Origin of the sequence: Caballeronia sp. LZ024 (genome assembly GCF_031451455.1) — a bacterium.
In the GTDB taxonomy this organism is placed as follows: Bacteria; Pseudomonadota; Gammaproteobacteria; order Burkholderiales; family Burkholderiaceae; genus Caballeronia; species Caballeronia telluris.
Map to the genome: position 1 here is coordinate 748,812 of NZ_JARUXL010000004.1, position 20,182 is coordinate 768,993.

Annotated in this window: 22 protein-coding genes; 15 read left to right on the forward strand and 7 right to left on the reverse strand. The window is 65.9% G+C overall.

The features are described from left to right. Positions 1 to 24: 24 nt before the first annotated feature. From QCE48_RS25585 to QCE48_RS25610, 6 genes are all read right to left on the reverse strand, one after another. The gene (locus QCE48_RS25585) at positions 25 to 495 is read right to left on the reverse strand and encodes an Lrp/AsnC family transcriptional regulator (protein WP_309783153.1); all 471 of its coding nucleotides are present in this window, start codon (positions 493 to 495) and stop codon (positions 25 to 27) included. Position 496: 1 nt separating this feature from the next. After that, positions 497 to 1,525, reverse strand: a complete 1,029-nt coding sequence (doeB, locus tag QCE48_RS25590) for a N(2)-acetyl-L-2,4-diaminobutanoate deacetylase DoeB (protein WP_309783155.1) — start codon at positions 1,523 to 1,525, stop codon at positions 497 to 499. A 3-nt stretch (positions 1,526 to 1,528) separates the two neighbouring features. Further along, complete coding sequence (gene doeA, locus QCE48_RS25595) at positions 1,529 to 2,737, reverse strand: ectoine hydrolase DoeA (RefSeq protein WP_309783157.1); 1,209 nt, start codon at positions 2,735 to 2,737, stop codon at positions 1,529 to 1,531. Positions 2,738 to 2,746: 9 nt separating this feature from the next. Then, complete coding sequence (locus QCE48_RS25600; RefSeq protein ID WP_309783159.1) at positions 2,747 to 3,736, reverse strand: cyclodeaminase; 990 nt, start codon at positions 3,734 to 3,736, stop codon at positions 2,747 to 2,749. Position 3,737: 1 nt separating this feature from the next. After that, complete coding sequence (eutB, locus tag QCE48_RS25605) at positions 3,738 to 4,703, reverse strand: hydroxyectoine utilization dehydratase EutB (RefSeq protein WP_309783161.1); 966 nt, start codon at positions 4,701 to 4,703, stop codon at positions 3,738 to 3,740. Between the two features lie 78 nt (positions 4,704 to 4,781). Continuing rightward, complete coding sequence (locus QCE48_RS25610) at positions 4,782 to 6,179, reverse strand: PLP-dependent aminotransferase family protein (RefSeq protein WP_404982164.1); 1,398 nt, start codon at positions 6,177 to 6,179, stop codon at positions 4,782 to 4,784. A 327-nt stretch (positions 6,180 to 6,506) separates the two neighbouring features. Here QCE48_RS25610 and ehuB point away from each other — a divergent pair, with 327 nt between their 5' ends. From ehuB to QCE48_RS25645, 7 genes are all read left to right on the forward strand, one after another. Next, positions 6,507 to 7,364 carry an ectoine/hydroxyectoine ABC transporter substrate-binding protein EhuB gene (ehuB, locus tag QCE48_RS25615; RefSeq protein WP_309783163.1) on the forward strand — a complete coding sequence of 286 codons (858 nt, stop codon included), beginning with the start codon at positions 6,507 to 6,509 and terminating at the stop codon, positions 7,362 to 7,364. A gap of 96 nt (positions 7,365 to 7,460) precedes the next feature. Next, on the forward strand, positions 7,461 to 8,129 hold the full coding sequence (ehuC, locus tag QCE48_RS25620; protein WP_309783164.1) for an ectoine/hydroxyectoine ABC transporter permease subunit EhuC: 669 nt from the start codon (positions 7,461 to 7,463) through the stop codon (positions 8,127 to 8,129). Further along, positions 8,126 to 8,785 (forward strand): ectoine/hydroxyectoine ABC transporter permease subunit EhuD, encoded by a 660-nt coding sequence (ehuD, locus tag QCE48_RS25625; RefSeq protein ID WP_309783166.1) that lies wholly within the window; start codon positions 8,126 to 8,128, stop codon positions 8,783 to 8,785. Before ehuC ends, ehuD begins: the two co-directional genes overlap by 4 nt. Positions 8,786 to 8,867: 82 nt before the next feature. Beyond that, entirely contained in the window at positions 8,868 to 9,692 is an 825-nt protein-coding gene (ehuA, locus tag QCE48_RS25630) for an ectoine/hydroxyectoine ABC transporter ATP-binding protein EhuA (protein ID WP_309783168.1), read from the forward strand. 75 nt (positions 9,693 to 9,767) lie between these two features. Then, positions 9,768 to 11,303, forward strand: a complete 1,536-nt coding sequence (locus QCE48_RS25635) for an FAD-dependent oxidoreductase (RefSeq protein ID WP_309783170.1) — start codon at positions 9,768 to 9,770, stop codon at positions 11,301 to 11,303. Between the two features lie 3 nt (positions 11,304 to 11,306). Then, positions 11,307 to 11,915 (forward strand): UdgX family uracil-DNA binding protein, encoded by a 609-nt coding sequence (locus QCE48_RS25640; protein WP_309783171.1) that lies wholly within the window; start codon positions 11,307 to 11,309, stop codon positions 11,913 to 11,915. Between the two features lie 32 nt (positions 11,916 to 11,947). Next, positions 11,948 to 12,328: a DUF3175 domain-containing protein gene (locus QCE48_RS25645; RefSeq protein WP_309783173.1), complete on the forward strand. Its 381-nt coding sequence runs from the start codon at positions 11,948 to 11,950 to the stop codon at positions 12,326 to 12,328. A 43-nt stretch (positions 12,329 to 12,371) separates the two neighbouring features. Here the strand turns inward: QCE48_RS25645 and QCE48_RS25650 are convergent, their stop codons facing one another. Next, positions 12,372 to 12,530, reverse strand: coding sequence for a hypothetical protein (locus QCE48_RS25650; protein ID WP_309783175.1), 159 nt, complete (start codon positions 12,528 to 12,530; stop codon positions 12,372 to 12,374). A 138-nt stretch (positions 12,531 to 12,668) separates the two neighbouring features. On the opposite strand from QCE48_RS25650, the gene QCE48_RS25655 reads away from it, so the two are divergent. The 8 genes from QCE48_RS25655 (at position 12,669) to QCE48_RS25690 (ending at position 20,178) form a co-directional block, all read left to right on the forward strand. Next, positions 12,669 to 12,836, forward strand: a complete 168-nt coding sequence (locus tag QCE48_RS25655) for a hypothetical protein (RefSeq protein ID WP_309783176.1) — start codon at positions 12,669 to 12,671, stop codon at positions 12,834 to 12,836. Between the two features lie 4 nt (positions 12,837 to 12,840). Further along, positions 12,841 to 14,181, forward strand: a complete 1,341-nt coding sequence (locus tag QCE48_RS25660; protein WP_309783179.1) for a sorbosone dehydrogenase family protein — start codon at positions 12,841 to 12,843, stop codon at positions 14,179 to 14,181. Beyond that, positions 14,182 to 14,688, forward strand: coding sequence for a hypothetical protein (locus tag QCE48_RS25665; RefSeq protein WP_309783181.1), 507 nt, complete (start codon positions 14,182 to 14,184; stop codon positions 14,686 to 14,688). It abuts the gene before it with no gap. 139 nt (positions 14,689 to 14,827) lie between these two features. Continuing rightward, entirely contained in the window at positions 14,828 to 15,850 is a 1,023-nt protein-coding gene (gene coxB, locus QCE48_RS25670; protein WP_404982169.1) for a cytochrome c oxidase subunit II, read from the forward strand. 9 nt (positions 15,851 to 15,859) lie between these two features. Then, complete coding sequence (gene ctaD / locus QCE48_RS25675) at positions 15,860 to 17,842, forward strand: cytochrome c oxidase subunit I (protein WP_404982171.1); 1,983 nt, start codon at positions 15,860 to 15,862, stop codon at positions 17,840 to 17,842. Continuing rightward, positions 17,835 to 18,443 carry a cytochrome c oxidase subunit 3 gene (locus QCE48_RS25680; RefSeq protein WP_309783182.1) on the forward strand — a complete coding sequence of 203 codons (609 nt, stop codon included), beginning with the start codon at positions 17,835 to 17,837 and terminating at the stop codon, positions 18,441 to 18,443. Before ctaD ends, QCE48_RS25680 begins: the two co-directional genes overlap by 8 nt. Positions 18,444 to 18,454: 11 nt before the next feature. Next, on the forward strand, positions 18,455 to 18,901 hold the full coding sequence (locus QCE48_RS25685; protein ID WP_309783183.1) for a hypothetical protein: 447 nt from the start codon (positions 18,455 to 18,457) through the stop codon (positions 18,899 to 18,901). A 5-nt stretch (positions 18,902 to 18,906) separates the two neighbouring features. Then, positions 18,907 to 20,178, forward strand: coding sequence for a cytochrome c (locus QCE48_RS25690; RefSeq protein ID WP_309783790.1), 1,272 nt, complete (start codon positions 18,907 to 18,909; stop codon positions 20,176 to 20,178). Positions 20,179 to 20,182: the final 4 nt, after the last annotated feature.

The following is a 20,182-nucleotide window of genomic DNA, read 5'->3' on the forward strand; positions in this document are numbered from 1 at the left end:
TTTGCTTGCGGTTTTTTCTGTTCTTCAGGTCCAGTCGGGCATATCGTCCGGCATGCTCTTCACGACCTTCGTCACGATGTAGGTGAAGTACTTCTCGATGCCGAGTTCGTCGACGAGCAGCGAGTCGATGAAACGCTGATAGTGGTCGATATCGCGCGATACGACGTGCAGCACGTAGTCCACGCCGCCGCCCGTCGCATAGCACTGCGCGACTTCCGGCGCCTCGGTCACGCGCGCTTCGAAGCGCCGCATGTCCTGCGCGGTATGCCGCGCGAGCGTCACTTCCACGACAATGCGGCTGCCCCTGAACGCCGCCGCCCAGTCGATCTCCGCGCGATAGCCGCGAATCACGCCGCTCTCTTCGAGCTTCTTCACGCGCTCCCAGGCGGGCGAGATCGAGAGGTTCACCTCTTCGGCAAGCTTCGACTTCGTGATGCGGCCATCCCGCGCGAGGATGCGCAGGATGGCGAGGTCGTAGCGGTCGAGTTTGAGCAACTTAGATCGCCACCGGAATGTTGCGCTCGACGATATCCGCGACAACGGCCACCGCATCGCCGATCTGCACGAGGCCCGGGAAGTGGCGCGCCGCCAGCAGGCCGCCACGCTTCGCCCGGTATTCAACGGGCGCGGTGCCGGTGCGCGTCGCATCGTAGACGCGCGCGAGCACATCGCCTTGCTGCACGATGTCCCCTAAATCACGGCACATTTCGAGCAAACCGCTATGCTCGCTCGTCGTGTAGCAGGAGCCGTCGGGCATGTCGAGCAGCATCGTGGTGCGCGCCTTTTCGCCGTTGTCGAAGGTCTCCTTCGACAACACGCCCGCATGCGCGAGTAAGCCGTACACGCCGCGCTCGGCGATCGCTATGCTCGCCGCCGTCGCGGAGCCGCCGCCGCCCAGTTCCGTCGACACGAACACCTTGCCCGCTTCTTCCACCGCGCTGTCGAAAAGGCCGACGCTGTCCAGTTCGAGCATGCGCATCGAATACGGCGCGCCGAACGCGCGCATCGCGGCTTCGCAACGCGCCTGCTGGGTCGAATCCGGCAGTAGATGGATCGCCGCGAACGGCACGAAGTCGAGCGTTCTGCCGCCTGCGTGAATGTCGAGCACGTAGTCGGCAAGCGGCAGCAAATGACGCTGAAAGTAGTCCGCGATCTTCTCGGTCACGGTGCCGTCGGGCTTGCCCGGGAAGCTGCGGTTCAGGTTGCCCGCATCGATCGGCGACGTGCGCGTGCCCGCCTTGAACGCCGGGAAATTCATGAACGGCACGATGATCACGCGGCCGCTGATGTCGCCGGCCTTGAGCGTCGAAGCGAGCTTCGAGAGCGCAATCGGACCTTCGTACTCGTCGCCGTGATTGCCGCCCGTGAGCAGCACGGTCGGCCCTTCGCCGCGCTTGACGACAGTGACCGGAATCATCACCGCGCCCCACGCGGAGTCGTCGCGTGAATACGGCAGTTTGAGAAAGCCGTGCTGCTCGCCGTCGGCGGAAAAATCGACCGTCGGCTGGATCGGGGACGCGCGCATGCGCTACTCCTTCACGAACAGTTTGCGAGGCGTGTTGCAGAAGGTCTCGACGCCGGTGTCGGTAATCAGGATGCTCTCCGTGATTTCGAGGCCCCAGTCGTCGAGCCACAGCCCCGGCATGAAGTGAAACGTCATGCCGGGTTCGAGGACGGTCTTGTCCCCGGGACGCAGGCTCATCGTGCGCTCGCCCCAGTCCGGCGGATAGCTTGCGCCGATCGGATAGCCGCAGCGGCTGTCCTTCTCGATGCCCGACTTGCGCAGCACCGCGAAGAACGCGTGGGCGATGTCCTCGCAGAGATTGCCGGGCTTCGCTGCGGCGAGCCCCGCTTCGATGCCCTCGACGACCGCCTTCTCCGCTTCGATGAAATGCTGCGGCGGGCGGCCGAGATACACGGTGCGCGACTGCGGGCAGTGATAGCGCTTAAAGCACCCGGCGATCTCGAAGAACGTGCCGGCGTTCGCGGTGAACGACGAGTCGTCCCACGTGAGGTGCGGCGCGGCCGCGTCCGACCCGGTCGGCAACAAGGGAACGATGGCCGGATAGTCGCCGCCATAGCCTTCGACGCCGGTGATGCCCGCCGCGTAGATTTCGGCGACGAGATCGCTCTTCTTCATGCCCGGCTCGACCTTGTCGAGAATGCGTGCATGCATCTTCTCGACGATGCGCGCGGCCACGCGCATGTACTCGATCTCGCGCGGCGACTTCACCGCGCGCTGCCAGTTGACGAGCGCGGTTGCATCGACGAACTGCGCCATCGGCAAGTGTTGCGTCAACGACGCATACGCCTTCGCGCTGAAGTAATAGTTGTCCATCTCGACGCCGATGCGGCACGTGTCCCAGCCGCGCGCCGCGATCACTTCCTTCGACAGGTAGTCCATCGGATGGCGCACTTGCGACTGCACGTAGTGATCCGGGTAGCCGACGATATGGTCGTGCTGCATGAACACGGTGCGCTTCGCGCCGTTCGCGTCCTGGCCGCGGCCGAACCACACGGGCTCGCCTTCCATCGAAAGCAGCACGCACTGATGCACGTAGAACGACCAGCCGTCGTAGCCGGTGAGCCACGCCATGTTGGTCGGGTCCGTCACGATCATGAGATCGACGCCGGCCTTTAGCATCGCACGCCGCGTCTTCGCAATGCGCGCCTCGTACTCGCTGCGCTCGAACGCAAGGCGCACGTTCGGTCGTTCCTGTTGCGTTGTTTCTGACATCGTCCCCTCTCAGAGCGTCACGTCGTTGGTGAAAATGGTGCCTGCGCCCGCCGCCTTCGCACGCGTAATCGCGAGCGCGGCGATGGCCGTGTCCTGCGCGCCCGTGCCGGTCAAGTCGCAAACAGTGATGTCCGCGTCGTCCGTGCGGCCCGGCATCTGCCCTGCGATCACTTGCCCGAGTTCCGCGAACGCGCGGTCCGCCGCGACGGCGCCTGCTTCGATCGCGTGATGCAGTTCGCCGAGCACGCGCGTTTGCTGCACGCGGTCGCAGATGTAGCGCGCGGCCGCGAAGACGTCGGGCGCGAGTTCGTTTTTGTGCTCCGCGTCCGAACCCATCGCGGTGATGTGTAATCCCGGATGCAGGTCGCGCGCGTGGATCAGCGGCTCGCGGCTCGGCGTCGTCGTGATGGCGATGTCGGCGTGCCTGAGCGCGTGATGCACGCTGTCGGTGACGTCGCACGGCACGCGTGTCTCTTCAGCAAAGCGCGCCGCGCGTTGCGGATCGCGCGCCCAGACGCTCACGTGCTCGATCTTGCGCACGAGCATCAGCGCGTTCAGTTGCAGTCGCGCCTGCTCGCCCGCGCCGATGATCGCGACACGCGTTGCCGTTCGCTTCGCGAGCCAGCGCGCGGCCACCGCGCCCGCTGCGGCGGTGCGCACGGCGGTGAGATAGCCGTTGTCGAGCAATACGGCCTCGGTCAGTCCGGTACGCGCCGAGAGCACGAGCATCAGCCCGTTCAGGCTCGGCAGTCCGAGCGACGGATTGTTGAAGAAGCCCGGGCTCACCTTGATCGCGAAACTGTCGAAGCGCGGCAGATAAGCGGTCTTCACATCGACCTCGCCCGCGTGCTCGGGAATGTCGAGACGAAGGATCGGCGGCATCGCGACGGCTTCGGTCGCAAGCGAGCGGAACGCGGCCTCGACCTGGTCGATGGCGGCGAGATCGAGCGGCACCAGCGCGCGCAGTTGCGCTTCGCCCAGAAGGGATATGTCGGCCATGTCACGAGGCTCCAATGATGCGGCGATGCGTTTCGATGTCGATGTTGCAGCCGCTGACGACGATCACGAGCGGACCGCGCGCGTCCTTCAGCACGCCGTCGAGTACGGCCGACATGCCCACCGCCGCCGCGCCTTCGACGACGAGCCGCTCCTCGCGATAGGCATGCACGATGCCGCGCGCAATCGACGCTTCGTCGAGCAGCACGACGCGATCGATCAGTTCGCGCGTCATCGCGAACGTGTGCCGGTTGTCGAGACCGATGCCGCCGCCGAGCGAATCGGCCAGCGTCTCCAGCTCGTCAACGAGGACCGGCTTGCCCGCCGCGAGGCTCGCGTGCATCGCGGCGCCGCGCGCCATCGTCACGCCGATCGTCTGCACATCGCGATTGATCTGCTTCGCCGCGAACGCGACGCCGCTGAAGAGTCCGCCGCCCGAGAGCGGCACGAGGATCGTCGCGGCATCGGGCAGCGTTTCGAGGATTTCGAGGCCGATGGTGGCCTGCCCGGCGATCACGCGCACGTCGTCGAAGGGCGGCACGAACGCGAAGCCTTCCTCGCGCACGAGCCGCAGCGCCTCGACCTGCGCGTCGTCCTGGCTCTTGCCGGCGATCACGACGCGCGCGCCGAGCGCCGCCACCGCATCGACCTTGTTCTTCGGCACGAGCGACGACATGCACACCGCCGCTTCCATCCCGAGCGCGCGCGCCGCGTGAGCGACGGCGCGTCCGTGATTGCCCGTCGATGCGGTCACGACGCGCGTCGCGCCTTCCTCTGAGAGTTGCGCGAGCGCATTGGTCGCGCCGCGCAGCTTGAAGCTGCCGGTCGGCTGCACGGTTTCGAGCTTGAGATGCACCGGCACGCCGGCGACCCGCGAGAGCGCTTGCGATTGAACGAGCGGCGTGCGGCACACGCGCCCTTCGATGCGCAGGCGCGCGCGATAGACATCGGCAAGCGAGATGACGGACATGTGAGCGCGGCTGCATTGAGTTCCAGTGCAACCGAGTCTAATGTCCTAAAAAATCGATTTGGAATGTCCTAGATCATTTCAGTTGAAGTCGTGCACATGCGGGTATTGCTCGAACACGGCGCGGATCGTTTCGATGGCGTTGCGAAAGGTCGCGTCGGTCACTTCGGCGCCTACGCAGAGGCGCACCGCGTTCGGACGCTCGGCGCCGCGCACGAGAAACGGATCGGGCGAAGTCACCGCGATGTCGCGATTGCGCAACTCGCGCGTGATGCGCTCCGCCTGCCAGTAGTCGGGCACGCGCAGCCAGACGGAAAGCGCGTGCGGATGACTGCCGAGCACGTAGCTGCCGAGCGCTTCGCGCACGATGGCCTGGCGCTTGGCGAGCCGCTCGCGCTGGATTTCGACTAGGCGTTGCGCGGTGCCGTCGAAGATCCAGCGCGTCGCCACTTCCGCGATCGGCGAGGTCGCCATCCAGCTGCTCACGCGCAGCACACTTTCGGCGCGCAGCGCGAGGCGCGGCGGCATCGTCAGGTAGCCGGTGCGCAGGCCGCTCAACACCGACTTCGTCATGCTCGTGCAGTAGAACGCGCGTTCCGGGATCAGGCTCGCAATGGGCGTCTGCGCCTTCGCGGGCAGCGCGCCGTAGACATCGTCCTCGATCACGTAGACGCCGTAGCGCTCCGCAATGCGGGCGATCGCGCGACGCCGCGAATCGGGCATCATCGCGACGGTCGGATTGTTCAGCGTCGGCGTGCAGACGAGCGCGGAGACGCGCTCGCTGTCGCACATCTCCTCGAAGTGCTCGGGGCGGATGCCGTGCTCGTCGATCTCGAGCCCCTTCAGCGTAAAGCCCAGCACGTTCGCCGAGCCGATCACGCCGTGATCCGTGAGGCTTTCGCACAGCACGGTATCGCCCGGACCGACGATGGAAGCGAGCGCGAGAAAGATGCCGTGCGCCGCGCCGTTCGTCACGAGTAGCGTGTCGGCGTTCGCCGGCATATTGAGCGACGCGAGCCATTCGACGCCCGCCTGGCGATGATGCTCGAAGCCCGCGATGGGCCGGAACGCGCGTATCCACGGCTGGTCGTCGACGGTTGCGAGCGTCGCGCAGACCTTGCGCCACATCGCGTCGTGCTCGGCGGTATGAACGATGCGCGCGATCGAGAAATCGACGACGGAGCGCTCGGCCGTATCGAGCATGTAGTTCGACATGGTCTCGGTGACGCGTTCCGCGACGAAGCTGCCGCGCCCCACCTCGCAGCGGATCAGGCCTTGCCGCTCCAGTTCCTTGTAGGCGTTCGTGACCGTCTGCACGCTGATGCCGAGGTCCGCCGCGACATCGCGCTGCGGCGGCAAGCGCGCGCCGGAAGCGAGTGCCGCGTTCTCGATGTCGTTCGCTATCGCCTTCACGAGGCGCTTGTACTTGGACTGCGCGCCTTGCACGGTTTGCACCGCCTCGCGCCATCGGTCGTTCACTTTCGCTCCTTCGATGTTCACATGTCTTTGATCGTTTCTGTGCTTCTATGGAAGCCCTTCAGCATCAAACTGCTCCGAACACCCCGGCCCGAGTGCGGCGCCGAGCCCCTTCATAGTGGCACCAAACCCGCGCGGAAAATAATTGTCCTAGAGCAATCGGAACAAATATATGGCTTTGTATGCTGCGTTCATGGCTGTGTTACGCAACACCCGCAATACCTTGCCAGTCAAGGTCGGCTAAGGGTTAGCGAGCATCCGGCCAGGGCGCCGGAAGAGTGTGCGGCGCAACCCACCACGCTGAATAACGAACCACCGAACGGGATCAACATGCAAATCAAGCGAGTGTCTGGAATGCTGGGGGCGCTGTGTGTCGTGGCAGCCACGGGGTTGGCCGCACATGCGCCGGCCGCGAGCGCGGAAACCACCTTGCAGCGCATCCAGCGCACGGGCGAGGTGCGCATCGGTTACGCGAATGAAAACCCGTTCGCCTACACGACGCCCGATGGCACCGTGACGGGCGAGTCGCCGGAGATCGCCAAGAAGATCTTCGCGAAGCTCGGCGTGAAGAAAGTCGATGCCGTGCTGACCGAATGGGGCGCGCTGATTCCCGGCCTGCGCGCAGGCCGCTTCGACGTGATCGCGGCCGGCATGTACGTGACGCCCGAGCGCTGCAAGCAAGTGGCATTCGCCGATCCGCAGTACGAGATTCCCGACACGCTGCTCGTGCTGAAGGGCAATCCGAAAGGTCTGAAGAGCTACGGCGACGTCGCCAAGGCACCGGACACGAAACTTGCTGTGATGGCCGGCACGGCCGAACTGGGCTATTCGCGCGAAGCCGGCATCAAGGACGACCAGATCCTCCAGGTGCCCGACACGACCGCGCAACTGCAGGCCGTGCGCGCGCGCCGCGCCGATGCTGCCGTCGGCACCGCGCTCACGATGAAGGGTCTCGCCACGAAGGGCGGCCCGCAACTGGAAGCCATCGCCGACTTCAAGGACGATCCGAAGCACACCGGCTACGGCGCCCTGGCCTTCCGTCCCGACGACACGGACCTGCGCGACGCAGTGAACAAGCAGTTGCATGCCTGGCTCGGCACGGAAGACCATCTGAAGACGGTCGCGCCCTTTGGCTTCGACAAGAGCAACCTGCCGAAGAAGACCACCGCCGAGTTGTGCGGCGGCTGATGTGAAGTGAAGCGGCGTACCGTTACGCCGCTTCGCGTGATTCAGGGCGCACCGGATCTTCCGTCACGCGCCAGCCAGTTCAAGCGAGGAACCGCCATGCGTGAACTCATGCCCCTGTTGATGAAGGGCACCCTCGTCACCATCGAAATCGCGTTCTACAGCATCCTGCTCGCGATCGTGATGGCAGGCGTCGCGACCGTGCTGCGCACCGCGCCGTGGCGACCCGTGCGATGGCTGGGCAATGCCTACGTCGAAGTCTTTCGCGGCACGTCGCTGCTCGTGCAGCTCTTCTGGTTCTTCTTCGTGCTGCCGCTGCCGCCGTTCAATCTGGAACTGACTCCGTTCACGGTAGCCATTGTCGGCCTCGGGCTGCACTATGGCGCGTATGGCTCCGAAATCCTGCGCGGCGCGCTGCGTTCGGTGCCGGGCGGACAGTATGAAGCCGCCATCGCGCTCAACATGCCGGCGGCCACCCGGATGCGCCGCATCGTGCTGCCGCAGGCGATGATCAACGCGCTGCCGCCCGCGACCAACCTGATGATCGAACTGCTCAAGGGCACGTCGCTCGTCTCGCTCATCACGCTCTCGGACCTCACGTTCCGCGCGCGCCAGCTCGACGAATCGACGTTCAAGACGGCCGAAATCTTCGCGCTCACGCTCGTCATCTACTTCGTGCTCGCACAGGTCATCTCGCTCGTTATGCGGCACTTCGAACGGCGCTTCAGCAGCCACATCGCCCGCCGCACGCCGAGGACCGCGCCATGACCCATTTCTTCGACATGAACTATGCGCTGCACATCCTGCCGGCTCTGTTGCGCGCCTCGATGTACACCATCGGCATCACGCTCGTCGGCTTTGCGATCGCGCTCGTGCTCGGCCTCGTTCTCGCGATCCTGCGCCGCAGCGAGATTCAGGCGGTCTCGAAGCCGACCGCGCTCTTCGTCGAATTCATCCGCAGCACGCCGCTCCTGATCCAGGTCTACGTGCTCTTCTATGTCGCGCCGCTTTACGGCATCACGATGTCCGCGCTGATGGCGGGCACGATCGGCATTGCGGTGCACTATGCGTGCTACGTGTCCGAGGTGTATCGCGCGGGACTCAACGGCGTCGCGCGCGGCCAGTGGGAAGCGGCCTGTGCGCTGTCGCTCTCGCCGTGGCGCACGTATGGCGGCGTGATCCTGCCGCAGGCGATCCGTCCGATCATTCCCGCGCTCGGCAACTACCTCGTCGCGATGTTCAAGGACACGCCGGTGCTCTCCGCGATCACGGTCGTCGAGCTGATGCAGCAGGCGAAGAACATCGGCTCCGAGACGTTCCGCTATCTCGAACCGATCACGATGACGGGCCTGTTCTTTCTTTTGATCAGCGTGACGTTCGCCTCGGGCGTGCGCCACCTCGAACGACGCGTGAGGCTGCCATGATCTTCAATCCGCAAGTCCGTATGCTTCACGCAACCCAGACCCGGCCCGGCGGTGCCCGCTGATGGAACTTCAGGAGAAGCAGATGAAACGAGATCTCGACCCTGCGCTCGGCGCAGCCGCCGACGCAGCCGCCACCGCGCCGATGGTCCGCTTCCGGGGCGTGACGAAGCGCTATGGATCGCTGACCGTGCTCGACGCACTCGACCTCGACGTCGCGCGCAACGAGAAGGTCGCGATCATCGGGCCGAGCGGCTCGGGCAAGTCCACGCTGCTGCGCGTATTGATGACGCTCGATCCGCTGACCGATGGCGTGATCGAAGTCGAAGGCGAGCCGCTCACGCACCAGATGAAGAACGGCGCGCTCGTGCCCGCATCCGACCGCCACGTGCGTCAGGTGCGCAGCAAGATCGGCATGGTGTTCCAGAGCTTCAATCTCTTTCCGCACATGAGCGCGCTGCAGAACACGATCGAAGCGCCCTTGAGCGTGCTCGGCATGTCGAAGAAGGAAGCGACCGAGCGCGGCCGCGAACTGCTCTCGATGGTCGGTCTCGCGGACAAGTGCAATCACTATCCGTCGCAGCTGTCGGGCGGACAACAGCAGCGCGTGGCGATCGCGCGTGCGCTCGCGATGCGCCCGAAGGTGATGCTGTTCGACGAAGTGACGTCCGCGCTCGATCCCGAACTGTGCGGCGAAGTGCTCAACGTGATCCGCAAGCTCGGCCACGAGCACGACCTGACGATGCTGATGGTCACGCACCAGATGGGCTTCGCGAAGGAATTCGCCGACCGCGTGTGCTTCTTCTCGCAAGGGAAGATCGTCGAGCAGGCGCCGCCGCAGCAGTTCTTCTCCGCGCCGCAGCACGAGCGCACGAAGCAGTTCCTGCGCGCGGTGACCGAAGCCATGTAAGGCCGTCGGGGTCGCGGTCCGCGAATTGCTGCGGCGTGCTCATGTGATCCACACGCGAGACACGGGAGAACGCCAATGCAGCCCTCGATGGAAAAAGTCGCGCGCCTCGCCGACTTGCCACTGGAACGCGGCACGCGCGTGAAGATCGGCGAGACGCCGATCTTGCTGGTGCGCGATGGCGACACCGTTCACGCGTACACCGCCGATTGTCCGCATGCGGGCGCGCCGCTCGAAAAGGGCGCGCTTTGTCATGGACGGATCGTTTGCCCCTGGCACAAGGGAACGTTCGAGATCAGCGACGGCTCGCTCGTCGAACCGCCCGCGCTGCATGGACTGACGCGCTATGCGTTGGCTATCGAAGATGGCGACGTGTACGTATCGCCCGAGCCGCTCGACGCGAAAGCGCGCGCGCCGGCAGGCGGAACCGCCACGATGCTGGTGGCAGGCGCGGGCGCCGCGGGCGCCGCCGCATGTGTGACGCTGCGCGAAGCCGGATTCGACGGACGCATTGTGCTCGCGGGAACCGATGCGTCGTTGCCGTATGACCGCACCGCGCTGTCTAAATTCGTTCTGGCCGGCGATATGCCGCCCGGCGACGTTCCTCCTCTCTTCGATCCCGCGCTTTTTTCCGCACAGCGGATCGAGCGGGTCGAATCCGATGTGGTCGCGCTCGATGCATCGAAGCGGCGCGCGCAATTGGCGAACGGCACGACCGTCGATTACGACGCCGCGCTCGTCTGCACCGGCGGCACGCCTCAACCGCTCGGCGTGCCCGGCGCGAAGCTCGCGAACATCCACCTCCTGCGCAATCGCGACGATGCGAGCGCCATCGTCGACGCCTTGCAGCATTGCAAGCGCGCCGTGATCGTCGGCGCGAGCTTTATCGGGCTCGAAGCGGCTTCGTGCCTGCGCAAGCGCAACATCGAGACGATTGTCGTGGCGCCGCAAAAGGTGCCATTCGCGAAGCAGTTCGGCGAGCGGATCGGCGTCATGTTCAAACAACTGCACGAGCACAATGGCGTTTCGTTTCGCATGGAGCGGAACGTCGCCGCGTTCGAGGGCGATGCCGCAGTGCAGACGGTCGTGCTCGACGATGGCGAGCGCATCGCGGCCGATGTCGTGATCGTCGGCACCGGAGTGAAGCCGGCGACATCGTTCGTATCGGGCATCGCGCTCGCGGACGACGGCGGCATCGACGTCGATTCCGGCATGCGCGCGGCGCCCGGACTTTTCGCGGCAGGCGACGTCGCGCGCTTCACGCTGCCGCGCGCGCAAACGCGGTTGCGTATCGAGCACTGGCGCGTCGCGCAGCAGCACGCGCGCGTCGCCGCATACAACATGGCGGGCGCGAGCCGCGTCTACGAAGGCGTCCCGTACTTCTGGACCTATCACTTCGGCAAGCGCTTCGACTATGTCGGGCATGTCACCGAACCGGACGACATGGTCATCGACGGCGACCTCGACGCGCAGCAGTTCCTCGCGTATCTGCTGAAGGATGGCAAGGTCGGCGCGGTGGTCGCGTGCGAGCGGGAGGAGCAGACCGCGCGACTCGCCGAAGCGATGCGCGAAACGCTCACGCTCGATGCCGCCCGCGCGGCCGCGAAGGGCTGAACGATGGCGACCCGAACGCTTCCCGGCTTCGAACCGGATCAGGAACCGGCATCGCTCGATGCGTGCCGCCGCTGCCCGCTATGGAAGGACGCGACGCAGGCGGTGCCCGGCGCCGGACCGCGACATGCGCCGCTGATGATCGTCGGCGAGCAGCCCGGCGATCAGGAAGACCTGCAGGGCAAGCCGTTCGTCGGACCGGCGGGCGCGATGCTGGATCGCGCGCTCGAAGAAGCGGGCGTCGAGCGCAAGAAGGCCTACGTGACCAATGCGGTCAAGCATTTCAAATGGGAGCCGCGCGGCAAGCGGCGCATGCACAAGACGCCCGCGCAACGCGAGATCGACGCCTGTCATTACTGGATCGAGAAGGAAACCGGCAACGTCGGTCCGAAGGTGATCGTCGCGCTGGGAGCGACGGCGCTGAAGTCCGTGCTGCAAAGCTCAAGCGCGAAGCTGCAGGCGTCGATGGGACATGCGATCGAGCATGACGGCCGCGTGGTCGTCGCGACCTACCATCCTTCCTTCGTGTTGCGCGCGCCCGATCCCGAGTCGCGCGAAAAGGCGTATCGCGCGATTGTCGAGGCGCTGCGCGAGGCGCACAAGCTCATCGGGTAACAAACCATTCGCTAACACTGGGAGTTCCACAGATGCCAGCAAGCCGCAAAACATCGAAGACGAGGCGCGGCACGCGCCAGCGTCACGCACTGGCGAGCGCGAAGAAGAAAACATCGACGGCGAAGAAGACCGCCAAGAGCCCGAAACGATGGTCGCATCACGTGATGGAAACGAGCGATGCGATGGATATCGAAGGCGACATCTTCAAGAAAGGCAATGCACAGGAGATCGCGGATTCGCTCAAGCGATCGTCGGAGAAAAGCAAGCGGCGCAAGGGCACGCCGTTCCAGTCCGCCATGTCGATGCTCAATTTCTATATCAATCGCGCGGGACGCAATCTGCCTAAGACGCGCCGCAACACACTCGATCTGGCAAAGAAGCGGCTGCGCGAAGCGTTTGGGCGCAGGCCTTGATGTAATGCGCGGCCTCGCCATGCGGCGAGGCCGCGCGCCGTCTTCAAGGTTGACGTTGACCGCCCTGATGCTGCGGCGGCGTCTGGTTCTGCTGCTTCTGGCCGGATTGCTGGCTTTGTTGCTGTTGCCCCGGTTGCTTGTCCGATTGATTCGGATTCGACGGCTGATTGCCCGACTGCTGGTGTTGCGTGTTGTCGCCCATAGTGCCTCCTGTGTCAGCCAGTGCGCGGTGTTCACCGCACATTGACTGAAGCATCGGACGTTCCCGGTTATGAATCGACGCTGGAATGTTCTTTGCTGCATCGCTCTCACTATCGAGCCACCGCGCAAGGAGCGAATCATGGCCCAGCAACCTCCCCTCAATCCCGGCGACGAAGCCGAGCCCGGCACACCCGGCAGCGGCGAGGACCTGTGTCCCGTCTGCAATGGTTCGGGCACCAAGGACGGCGCGAAATGCGAAGCGTGCGGCGGCACGGGCAAGGTAATTCAGGGCGTCGGCGGAGGCTGAACCGATGCGTCCACCCACTTCGTGTGCGCGGCGGCCGCTCGCCGCCGTTGCTGCTTCGCTCGTCGCGCTGACGCTCGCCGCGAGCAGCCATGCCGCCGATCAGGACACGATCGGCTTCGGTCTCGATCCCGAGTTGCCGGCGCCCCAGAAGAAGTCGCTGATGCCGACGGTCAACATCGCGCCCGCGTCGCCGTGGACTGAAGGCGAGAAGCCGACCGCGCCCGCCGGCTTCAACGTGACCGCCTACGCGACCGGTCTCGATCATCCGCGCTGGCTCGCGACGCTGCCGAACGGCGATGTGCTCGTCGCCGAAAGCAACGCCCCCGCGCAGCACGACGCGAACGCGGGCATCAAGGGCTGGGTGATGAAGAAGGTCATGAAGCGGGCAGGCGCGGGCGTGCCGAGCCCCGACCGCATCGTGCTGCTGCGCGATTCGAATGGCGACGGCATCGCCGAAACGCAGACCGTCTTCATCGACAAGCTGCATTCGCCGTTCGGCATGGCGCTCGTCGGCGACGAACTCTACGTGGCCGACACGGACGCCATCCTGCGTTTCAAGTATCACGCGGGCGACACGCGCATCGCCGGGCCGGGCGAGAAGTTCGTCGATCTGCCGGCCGGTCCGATCAATCATCACTGGACCAAGAACCTCATCGCGAGCCGCGACGGCAAGCATCTCTATGTGACGGTCGGTTCGAACAGCAACGCCGCGGAAAATGGCATCGACGCCGAGCGCGGACGGGCCGCGATCATGGAAGTGGATCTCGCGAGCGGCCAGTCGCGGCTCTTCGCGACCGGGCTTCGCAATCCGAACGGCATGTCGTGGCAGCCGCAAAGCGGCGCGCTGTGGACAGTGGTCAACGAGCGCGACGAACTCGGCAACGATCTCGTGCCCGACTACATGACGGCCGTGAAAGACGGCGCGTTCTATGGCTGGCCCTACAGCTATTACGGTCAGCATGTCGACGACCGCGTGAAGCCGCAGCGCGCGGATCTCGTGCAGTCCGCGATACCGCCGGACTATGCGCTCGGCTCGCATACCGCGTCGCTCGGCCTCACGTTCTACGATGCGCAGGCGTTCCCGCAGCACTACTGGAACGGCGCGTTCATCGGCCAGCACGGATCGTGGAATCGCAAGCCGCACAGTGGCTACAAGGTGGTCTTCGTGCCGTTTCAGGACGGCAAGCCGTCGGGTCCGCCCGAAAACATCCTGACGGGATTCCTCTCGCCGGATGGTCACGCGCGTGGCAGGCCGGTGGGTGTCGCCGTCGATCATGGCGGCGCGCTGCTCGTCGCGGACGATGTCGGCAACGCGGTGTGGCGCGTGGCGCCCGCCAGCAAGTAGATGGCCGCGCGCGCCGCGAAGAAGACCGCGAGCCCGGCCGCGCAGCGCGCCGGGCTCTTCGCGCTCGCCGAGCGGCAGGTGCTCGGTCTTTACGATGCCGGCGTGCTGTCGCCCGCGGTGCTGCATCACGTGATCGCCGCTTATGCCGAGCGCGATATCGACTGGCATGAAGAGCCGCACGCTCGCAGCGTCGACGATCATTCGCTGCATGAAGTCGTCGTGCTCACGATGATGCCGGGCCGCGCGCTTCGCAACGCGCGCAAGGACTTTCTCACGGTGATTGCTCATCTCGCGGATGCAGGCGCGACTGCCGTGCGCAAGAGCAAGAGCGATAGCCACAGCGAACCCGAGCAGGAGGACGACGACGAGTTGCTGAACCAGCTTTCGGGCGCCGCGCCAAAACGCGGCAAGCCACGCGCCGAGGAACCGGAGCCCGCGCCGCGCAAGAGCGCGGGTTTCAATCCGCTCGTCAAGGCGCGCGCGGTTCGCCAGGACTCGAAGGACTAAACGCGACGCCCGGCCTTACGTCAGCCCGACGGGCATGCCTGTTGCTCCGATGACAGACGCCCCAGTCCGCGTCTGTCATCGAGCCGAATCATGCCACCGCCTAGCCACCGTCGCGCCGACGACGTTTTTCGCCTCCGCAATGCCACGTATTGAGATCGCGCAGACCGCGAAGGTCATCGGCGTCATCGCGTCGATGGCCTCCCTCGCCGCGCACGCCGACGACACCGCCCCGCTCAACTATTTCCTGCACGCCGCAGGACCGGCCGCCGCTCCGACGCTCACGCTCGGCTGGATATTCACCGCGATCTGCACGGCCGTCTGCGTGATCGTCGCGGTGCTGCTCATCGCGGGCATCGTGCGCAGGCGGCCCGAGTTGCCCGCGCGCGGACTGATCCACACGAGCGGCATGCGATGGATCGTGATCGGCGTGGGCGTCTCGACGCTCGTGCTCGCCGCGATGCTCGCGCATGCGCTCGTGACGCTCGAACGCGTCGCGGCGCCCCCCGCGACACCCGCATTGACCATCACGGTGACGGCCTACGACTGGTGGTGGAAAGTCGCCTACGACGATTCGCCCGATTCGGCGCGCCGCTTCGTCACGGCCAACGAGATCCATATCCCGGCGGGTGAGCCCGTGCGCATCGTGCTGCGCAGCGCGGACGTCATTCATGCGTTCTGGGTCCCGAGGCTCGCGGGCAAGACCCAGGCGATTCCCGGCCAGACCAACGAGCAGTGGATCCAGGCCGACGCGCCCGGCGTCTATCGCGGACAGTGCACGCAGTTCTGCGGTGCCCAGCACGCGCACATGGCATTCGAAGTCGTCGCGCAGGACCGCGCGGCGTTCGCCGCATGGCTCGACCGGCAGGCGCGGCCCGTCGCGCCCGCTGCGTCGACGCTCGCGGGGCACAAGCTCTTCGTCGACAAATGCGCGGGCTGTCACGCGATTCGCGGCACCGATGCGAACGGCATGCAGGCGCCCGATCTGACGCACCTGAACGCGCGCCGCCTGATCGCGGCGGGCGCGTTGAAGAACACGCCGCAAAACCAGCTCGACTGGATCGCTCACGCGCAGTCGATCAAACCCGAATCGCTGATGCCTTCCATCGCGCTGACGAGCGACGAAGCGGAAGAGCTGTCGGCGTATCTCGCCACCCTCAACTGACGAACGACGATGAACCGCGGCAATCCGAACATGCGCGTACCCGAGCACGGCCGCGCGCCCTTCGCGGGCGAGACGCAGCAGCGCCTGCAACGGCTCTGGGAAACCGGGCCCGGCTGGCGCGGCTGGCTCTCGACGGTCGATCACAAGTCGATCGGTCTGCGTTATCTCGTGACCGCGTTCGTGTTCCTGCTGATGGGCGGCGTCGAGGCGCTCATCATGCGCGTGCAGCTCGCGCGACCGGACGCGACCGTGCTCACGCCCGCGCAGTACAGCCAGCTCTTCACGATGCACGGCGTCACGATGATCTTCCTCTACGCGCTGCCGGTGCTCTCGGGTTTCTCGAACTACGTCTGGCCGCTCGTTCTCGGTGCGCGCGACATGGCGTTCCCGCGCCTGAACGCGCTCTCGTACTGGCTCTTTCTGTTCGCGGGCGTCTTTCTCTATGCGAGCTTTCCGTTCGGGCAGGCGCCCAACGCGGGCTGGTTCAACTACGTGCCGCTCGCGGGCCTCGAACACAACAGCGGCCCCAACGTCGATATCTACGCGCTCGGCATGGTCCTGCTCGGCATCTCGACGACGGTCGGGTCCGCGAACTTCGTCGTCACGCTGTTGCGCATGCGCGCGCCTGGCATGTCGATCGACCGCGTGCCGGTGCTCGTATGGGGCACGCTTACCGCATCGGGCGGCAACCTGCTCGCGGTGCCCGCGGTGAGTCTCGCGTTCCTGCTGCTCTGGTTCGACCGTCAGTTCGGCACGCATTTCTTCGACGTATTGAACGGCGGGCGTCCGCTTCTCTGGCAGCATCTCTTCTGGATGTTCGCGCATCCGTGGGTCTATGCGATCGTGCTGCCGGCAATGGGCATCGTCTCCGATGCGCTGCCGGTCTTCTGCCGGCGGCCGCTCGTCGGCTACACGCCGGTCGCGCTCTCGACGGTGGCGACGATGGTGATCGGCTTCATCGTGTGGATTCATCACATGTTCGCGACCGGCATTCCGGCGCTCGCGCTCGCGTTCTTCGGCTCGGCGAGCATGGTGATCGCGATCCCGAGCGCGGTCGCGACCTTCGCCTGGCTCGCGACCATCTGGACCGGGCGCCCCGTCTTCAAGACGCCGTTCTACTTCTTCGCGGGCTTCATCCTGCTGTTCGTGGTCGGCGGCGTATCGGGCGTGATGACGGCCGCCGTGCCGCTCGACTGGCAACTGAACGAAACCTACTTCGTCGTCGCGCACCTGCATTACGTGCTGCTCGGCATTAACGTGTTCCCGGTGATCGGCGGCGTCTACTACTGGTTTCCGAAGTTCACGGGCCGCATGATGAGCGAGCGGCTCGGCAAGCTCGGCTTCTGGACGATGTTCATCGGCTTCAATCTCGGCTTCTTTCCGATGCACATCGCGGGACTGCTCGGCATGCCGCGCCGCGTCTATACGTATGCGCCGGACATGGGCTGGAACACGGTCAACCTGCTGACCTCGATCGGTTCGTTCGTCTTCGCGCTCGGCGTGCTCGTCTTCATCGTCGATGTCGTGTGGAGCTATCGGCGCGGACCGCTCGCGGGGCCGAATCCGTGGGACGCGCCGACGCTCGAATGGTCCGTCGCCTCGCCTCCGCCGCCGTACAACTTCGCGACACTGCCTTTCGTCGCGAGCCGTCATCCGTTGTGGGAAGACCGGCTCGGCACGCCGTCCGGCGCGGCACGCTCCCAACTCGACGAAGGCTATATCCTCGACCACGGCCGCGAAGCGCTCGCGACGACGCCGCTCGAAGCGCGTCCCGACGCGATCCTGCGCATGCCGTCCGACTCCTTCGCGCCGTTCGTGCTCGGGCTCTTCGCCGCGTGTCTCTTCGGCGCGATGGCCTTGCATGCATGGACGGGCTGCGCGCTGTCAGTCGTCGGCTGCGCGGCGTCGCTGATCGCCTGGCTGTGGCCTGAACGCGCGCTGCATCAACGCGAACCGGAAGGCGAGCACGTGCATGGAGGCGCGCATGGCTGACCCGCTCGGCGCATACGATCCTTCGCGCGCGTTGCCCGTCGGCAGCGTGGGACGCCGGCCCGGCGGCTACTGGGGCATGTGGACGCTGATCGGCACCGAAGCCGCGCTATTCGGCTACCTGATCTTCTCGTACCTGTACCTCTATTCGCAAAGCGGCACGCACTGGCCGCCCGAGGGCCTTCCGAAGATCGCATCCGCCGCGTGGAATACGGTCGTCCTGCTGTCGAGCAGCGGCTTCGTCTGGCTGTGCGAGCGCCTCGTCGTGCGCGGCAGGCCGAAGCACGCCGCCTGCGCGATGCTGGTTGCGATCGTGCTCGGCATCGTGTTCGTCGGCGTGCAACTGAAGGAGTGGCGCGATCATCCCTACGGCCCGTCGACGCATCTCTACGGGTCGCTTTATTTCACGATCACCGGCTTTCACATGGCGCACGTGATCGTCGGGCTGGTGGTGCTGACGCTGCTTCTCGTCTGGACGGCGCTCGCGTATTTCGACGAAGCGCGCCACGCGCCGCTCACGATCGGCGGCATGTACTGGCATTTCGTCGACATCGTCTGGCTCTTCATCTTTTCGACGCTGTATCTGAGCCCCTTCGTTCTTTGAGGAGACCGTTCGTGAATCCGCCATCCGCCCGGCCGCCCGGCTCCCGATTCGCGATCCGGCACACGTCTTCGCACTGGCTGAGTCTGTTGTACGGTCTGCTCGGCGCGCCGCTCGCGTGGATCGTGCAGATCTGCGTGTGCGAGGCGCTCGCCGCGCAGACGTGCTATCCGCTCCAGACACCGCTCGCGCGGCCCGTCGTGCCGTCGCTTGCCCCGCTGATCGGCGGCGTCAGCGCGGTGTGCCTCGCCGTCGCGTTCGGCGGATTCGCCGCCGCGTGGCGCAGCCTGCGCGCCACCCAACGCGAGGAGAAGCTCGAGAGCGCGCGCACCGCGCAGCCGATCCAGGGACCGATGCGCTTTCTGGCGCTCGTCGGCGTGATCGCGAGTTCGATCTTCGTGCTCGGCGTGCTCGCCACGGCGGCGGCGGCGCTGATCGTGTCGCCTTGCAAGCCGTGGTGATCGCGATGAAGCGCGGCGTGCTTTGCCTGCTGCTCGCCGTGACGCTCCTTGTGCCGCTCGTCGCGGGCGCTGAGGACGCGGCGCTCGTCGCGCGCGGCGCCTATCTCGCGAAAGCCGCCGACTGCGCCGGCTGCCACACCGCGCCCAAAGGCGGGGCGCCCTTCGCGGGCGGGCTCGGCATGGGCTCACCGTTCGGCACGATCATGACGAGCAACATCACGCCGGACCCGGTCGCGGGCATCGGCAAGTACCGTTATGAGGATTTCGCGCGGGCGTTGCGCGAAGGCGTGGCGCCGGGCGGCAAGCATCTCTACCCCGCGATGCCCTACCCGTCGTTCTCGAAAATCGACGACGACGACATGCGCGCGCTCTATGCGTATTTCATGCACGGCGTCGTGCCCGTGCCGGTCGCCGCGCCGCCGACGCGCCTGCCGTTTCCGTTCGACCAGCGCTGGGCGCTCGCGCTGTGGAACCTGGCGTTCGCGCCGTCGGGCCGCTATGCGCCGCGCACCGACCGCGACGCGCAATGGAACCGCGGCGCGTATCTCGTCCAGTCGCTTGGGCATTGCGGCGCGTGCCACACGCCGCGTGGACCGGCGTTCGAGGAGCGCGGCTACACGGAGTCGTCGTCGCGGTTTCTCACGGGCGGAACGAACGATCACTGGTTCGCGCCCAACCTCACGGGCGACCCCGGCGCGGGTCTGGGAAGGCTCGGCGCGGCGGACATCGCAACGTTCCTGAAGAGCGGCCACGGCGGCGGGCAGGTGGCGTTCGGCAGCATGGTGCAGGTGGTCGAGGACAGCACGCAGTATCTGAACGACGACGATCTCAACGCGATCGCCGTCTATCTGAAGAGCCTGCCCGCGCGCGAGAGCGCCGGGGCCTACGCGCCGCGTTCGCTCGCGGCGAAAGCCAGCGCGCAGGCGCTTCGCACCGGCGAACCGGCGCGTCCCGGTGCGGGCATCTATCTCGCCTATTGCGCGAAATGCCACCAGGCGGACGGCAGCGGCGAGCCGCGCAAGTATCCGCGTCTCGCGGGCAATCCGGCCGTGCTTTCCGCCGATACGACGTCGCTCGTGCGTCTGCTCGTCGAAGGCGGAAACAGCCCGGAAACTCGAGGCGGGCCGAAGCGCGAAAAAATGCCGTCGTTCACCGGCCAGTTGACCGACCTGCAGATCGCGCAGGTGATCACGTTCGTGCGCACGTCGTGGGGCAACGACGCGCGCCCCGTCACTCAACGCGACGTCACCACACTCCGGCACGCGCTGCACAAGTGAGCGC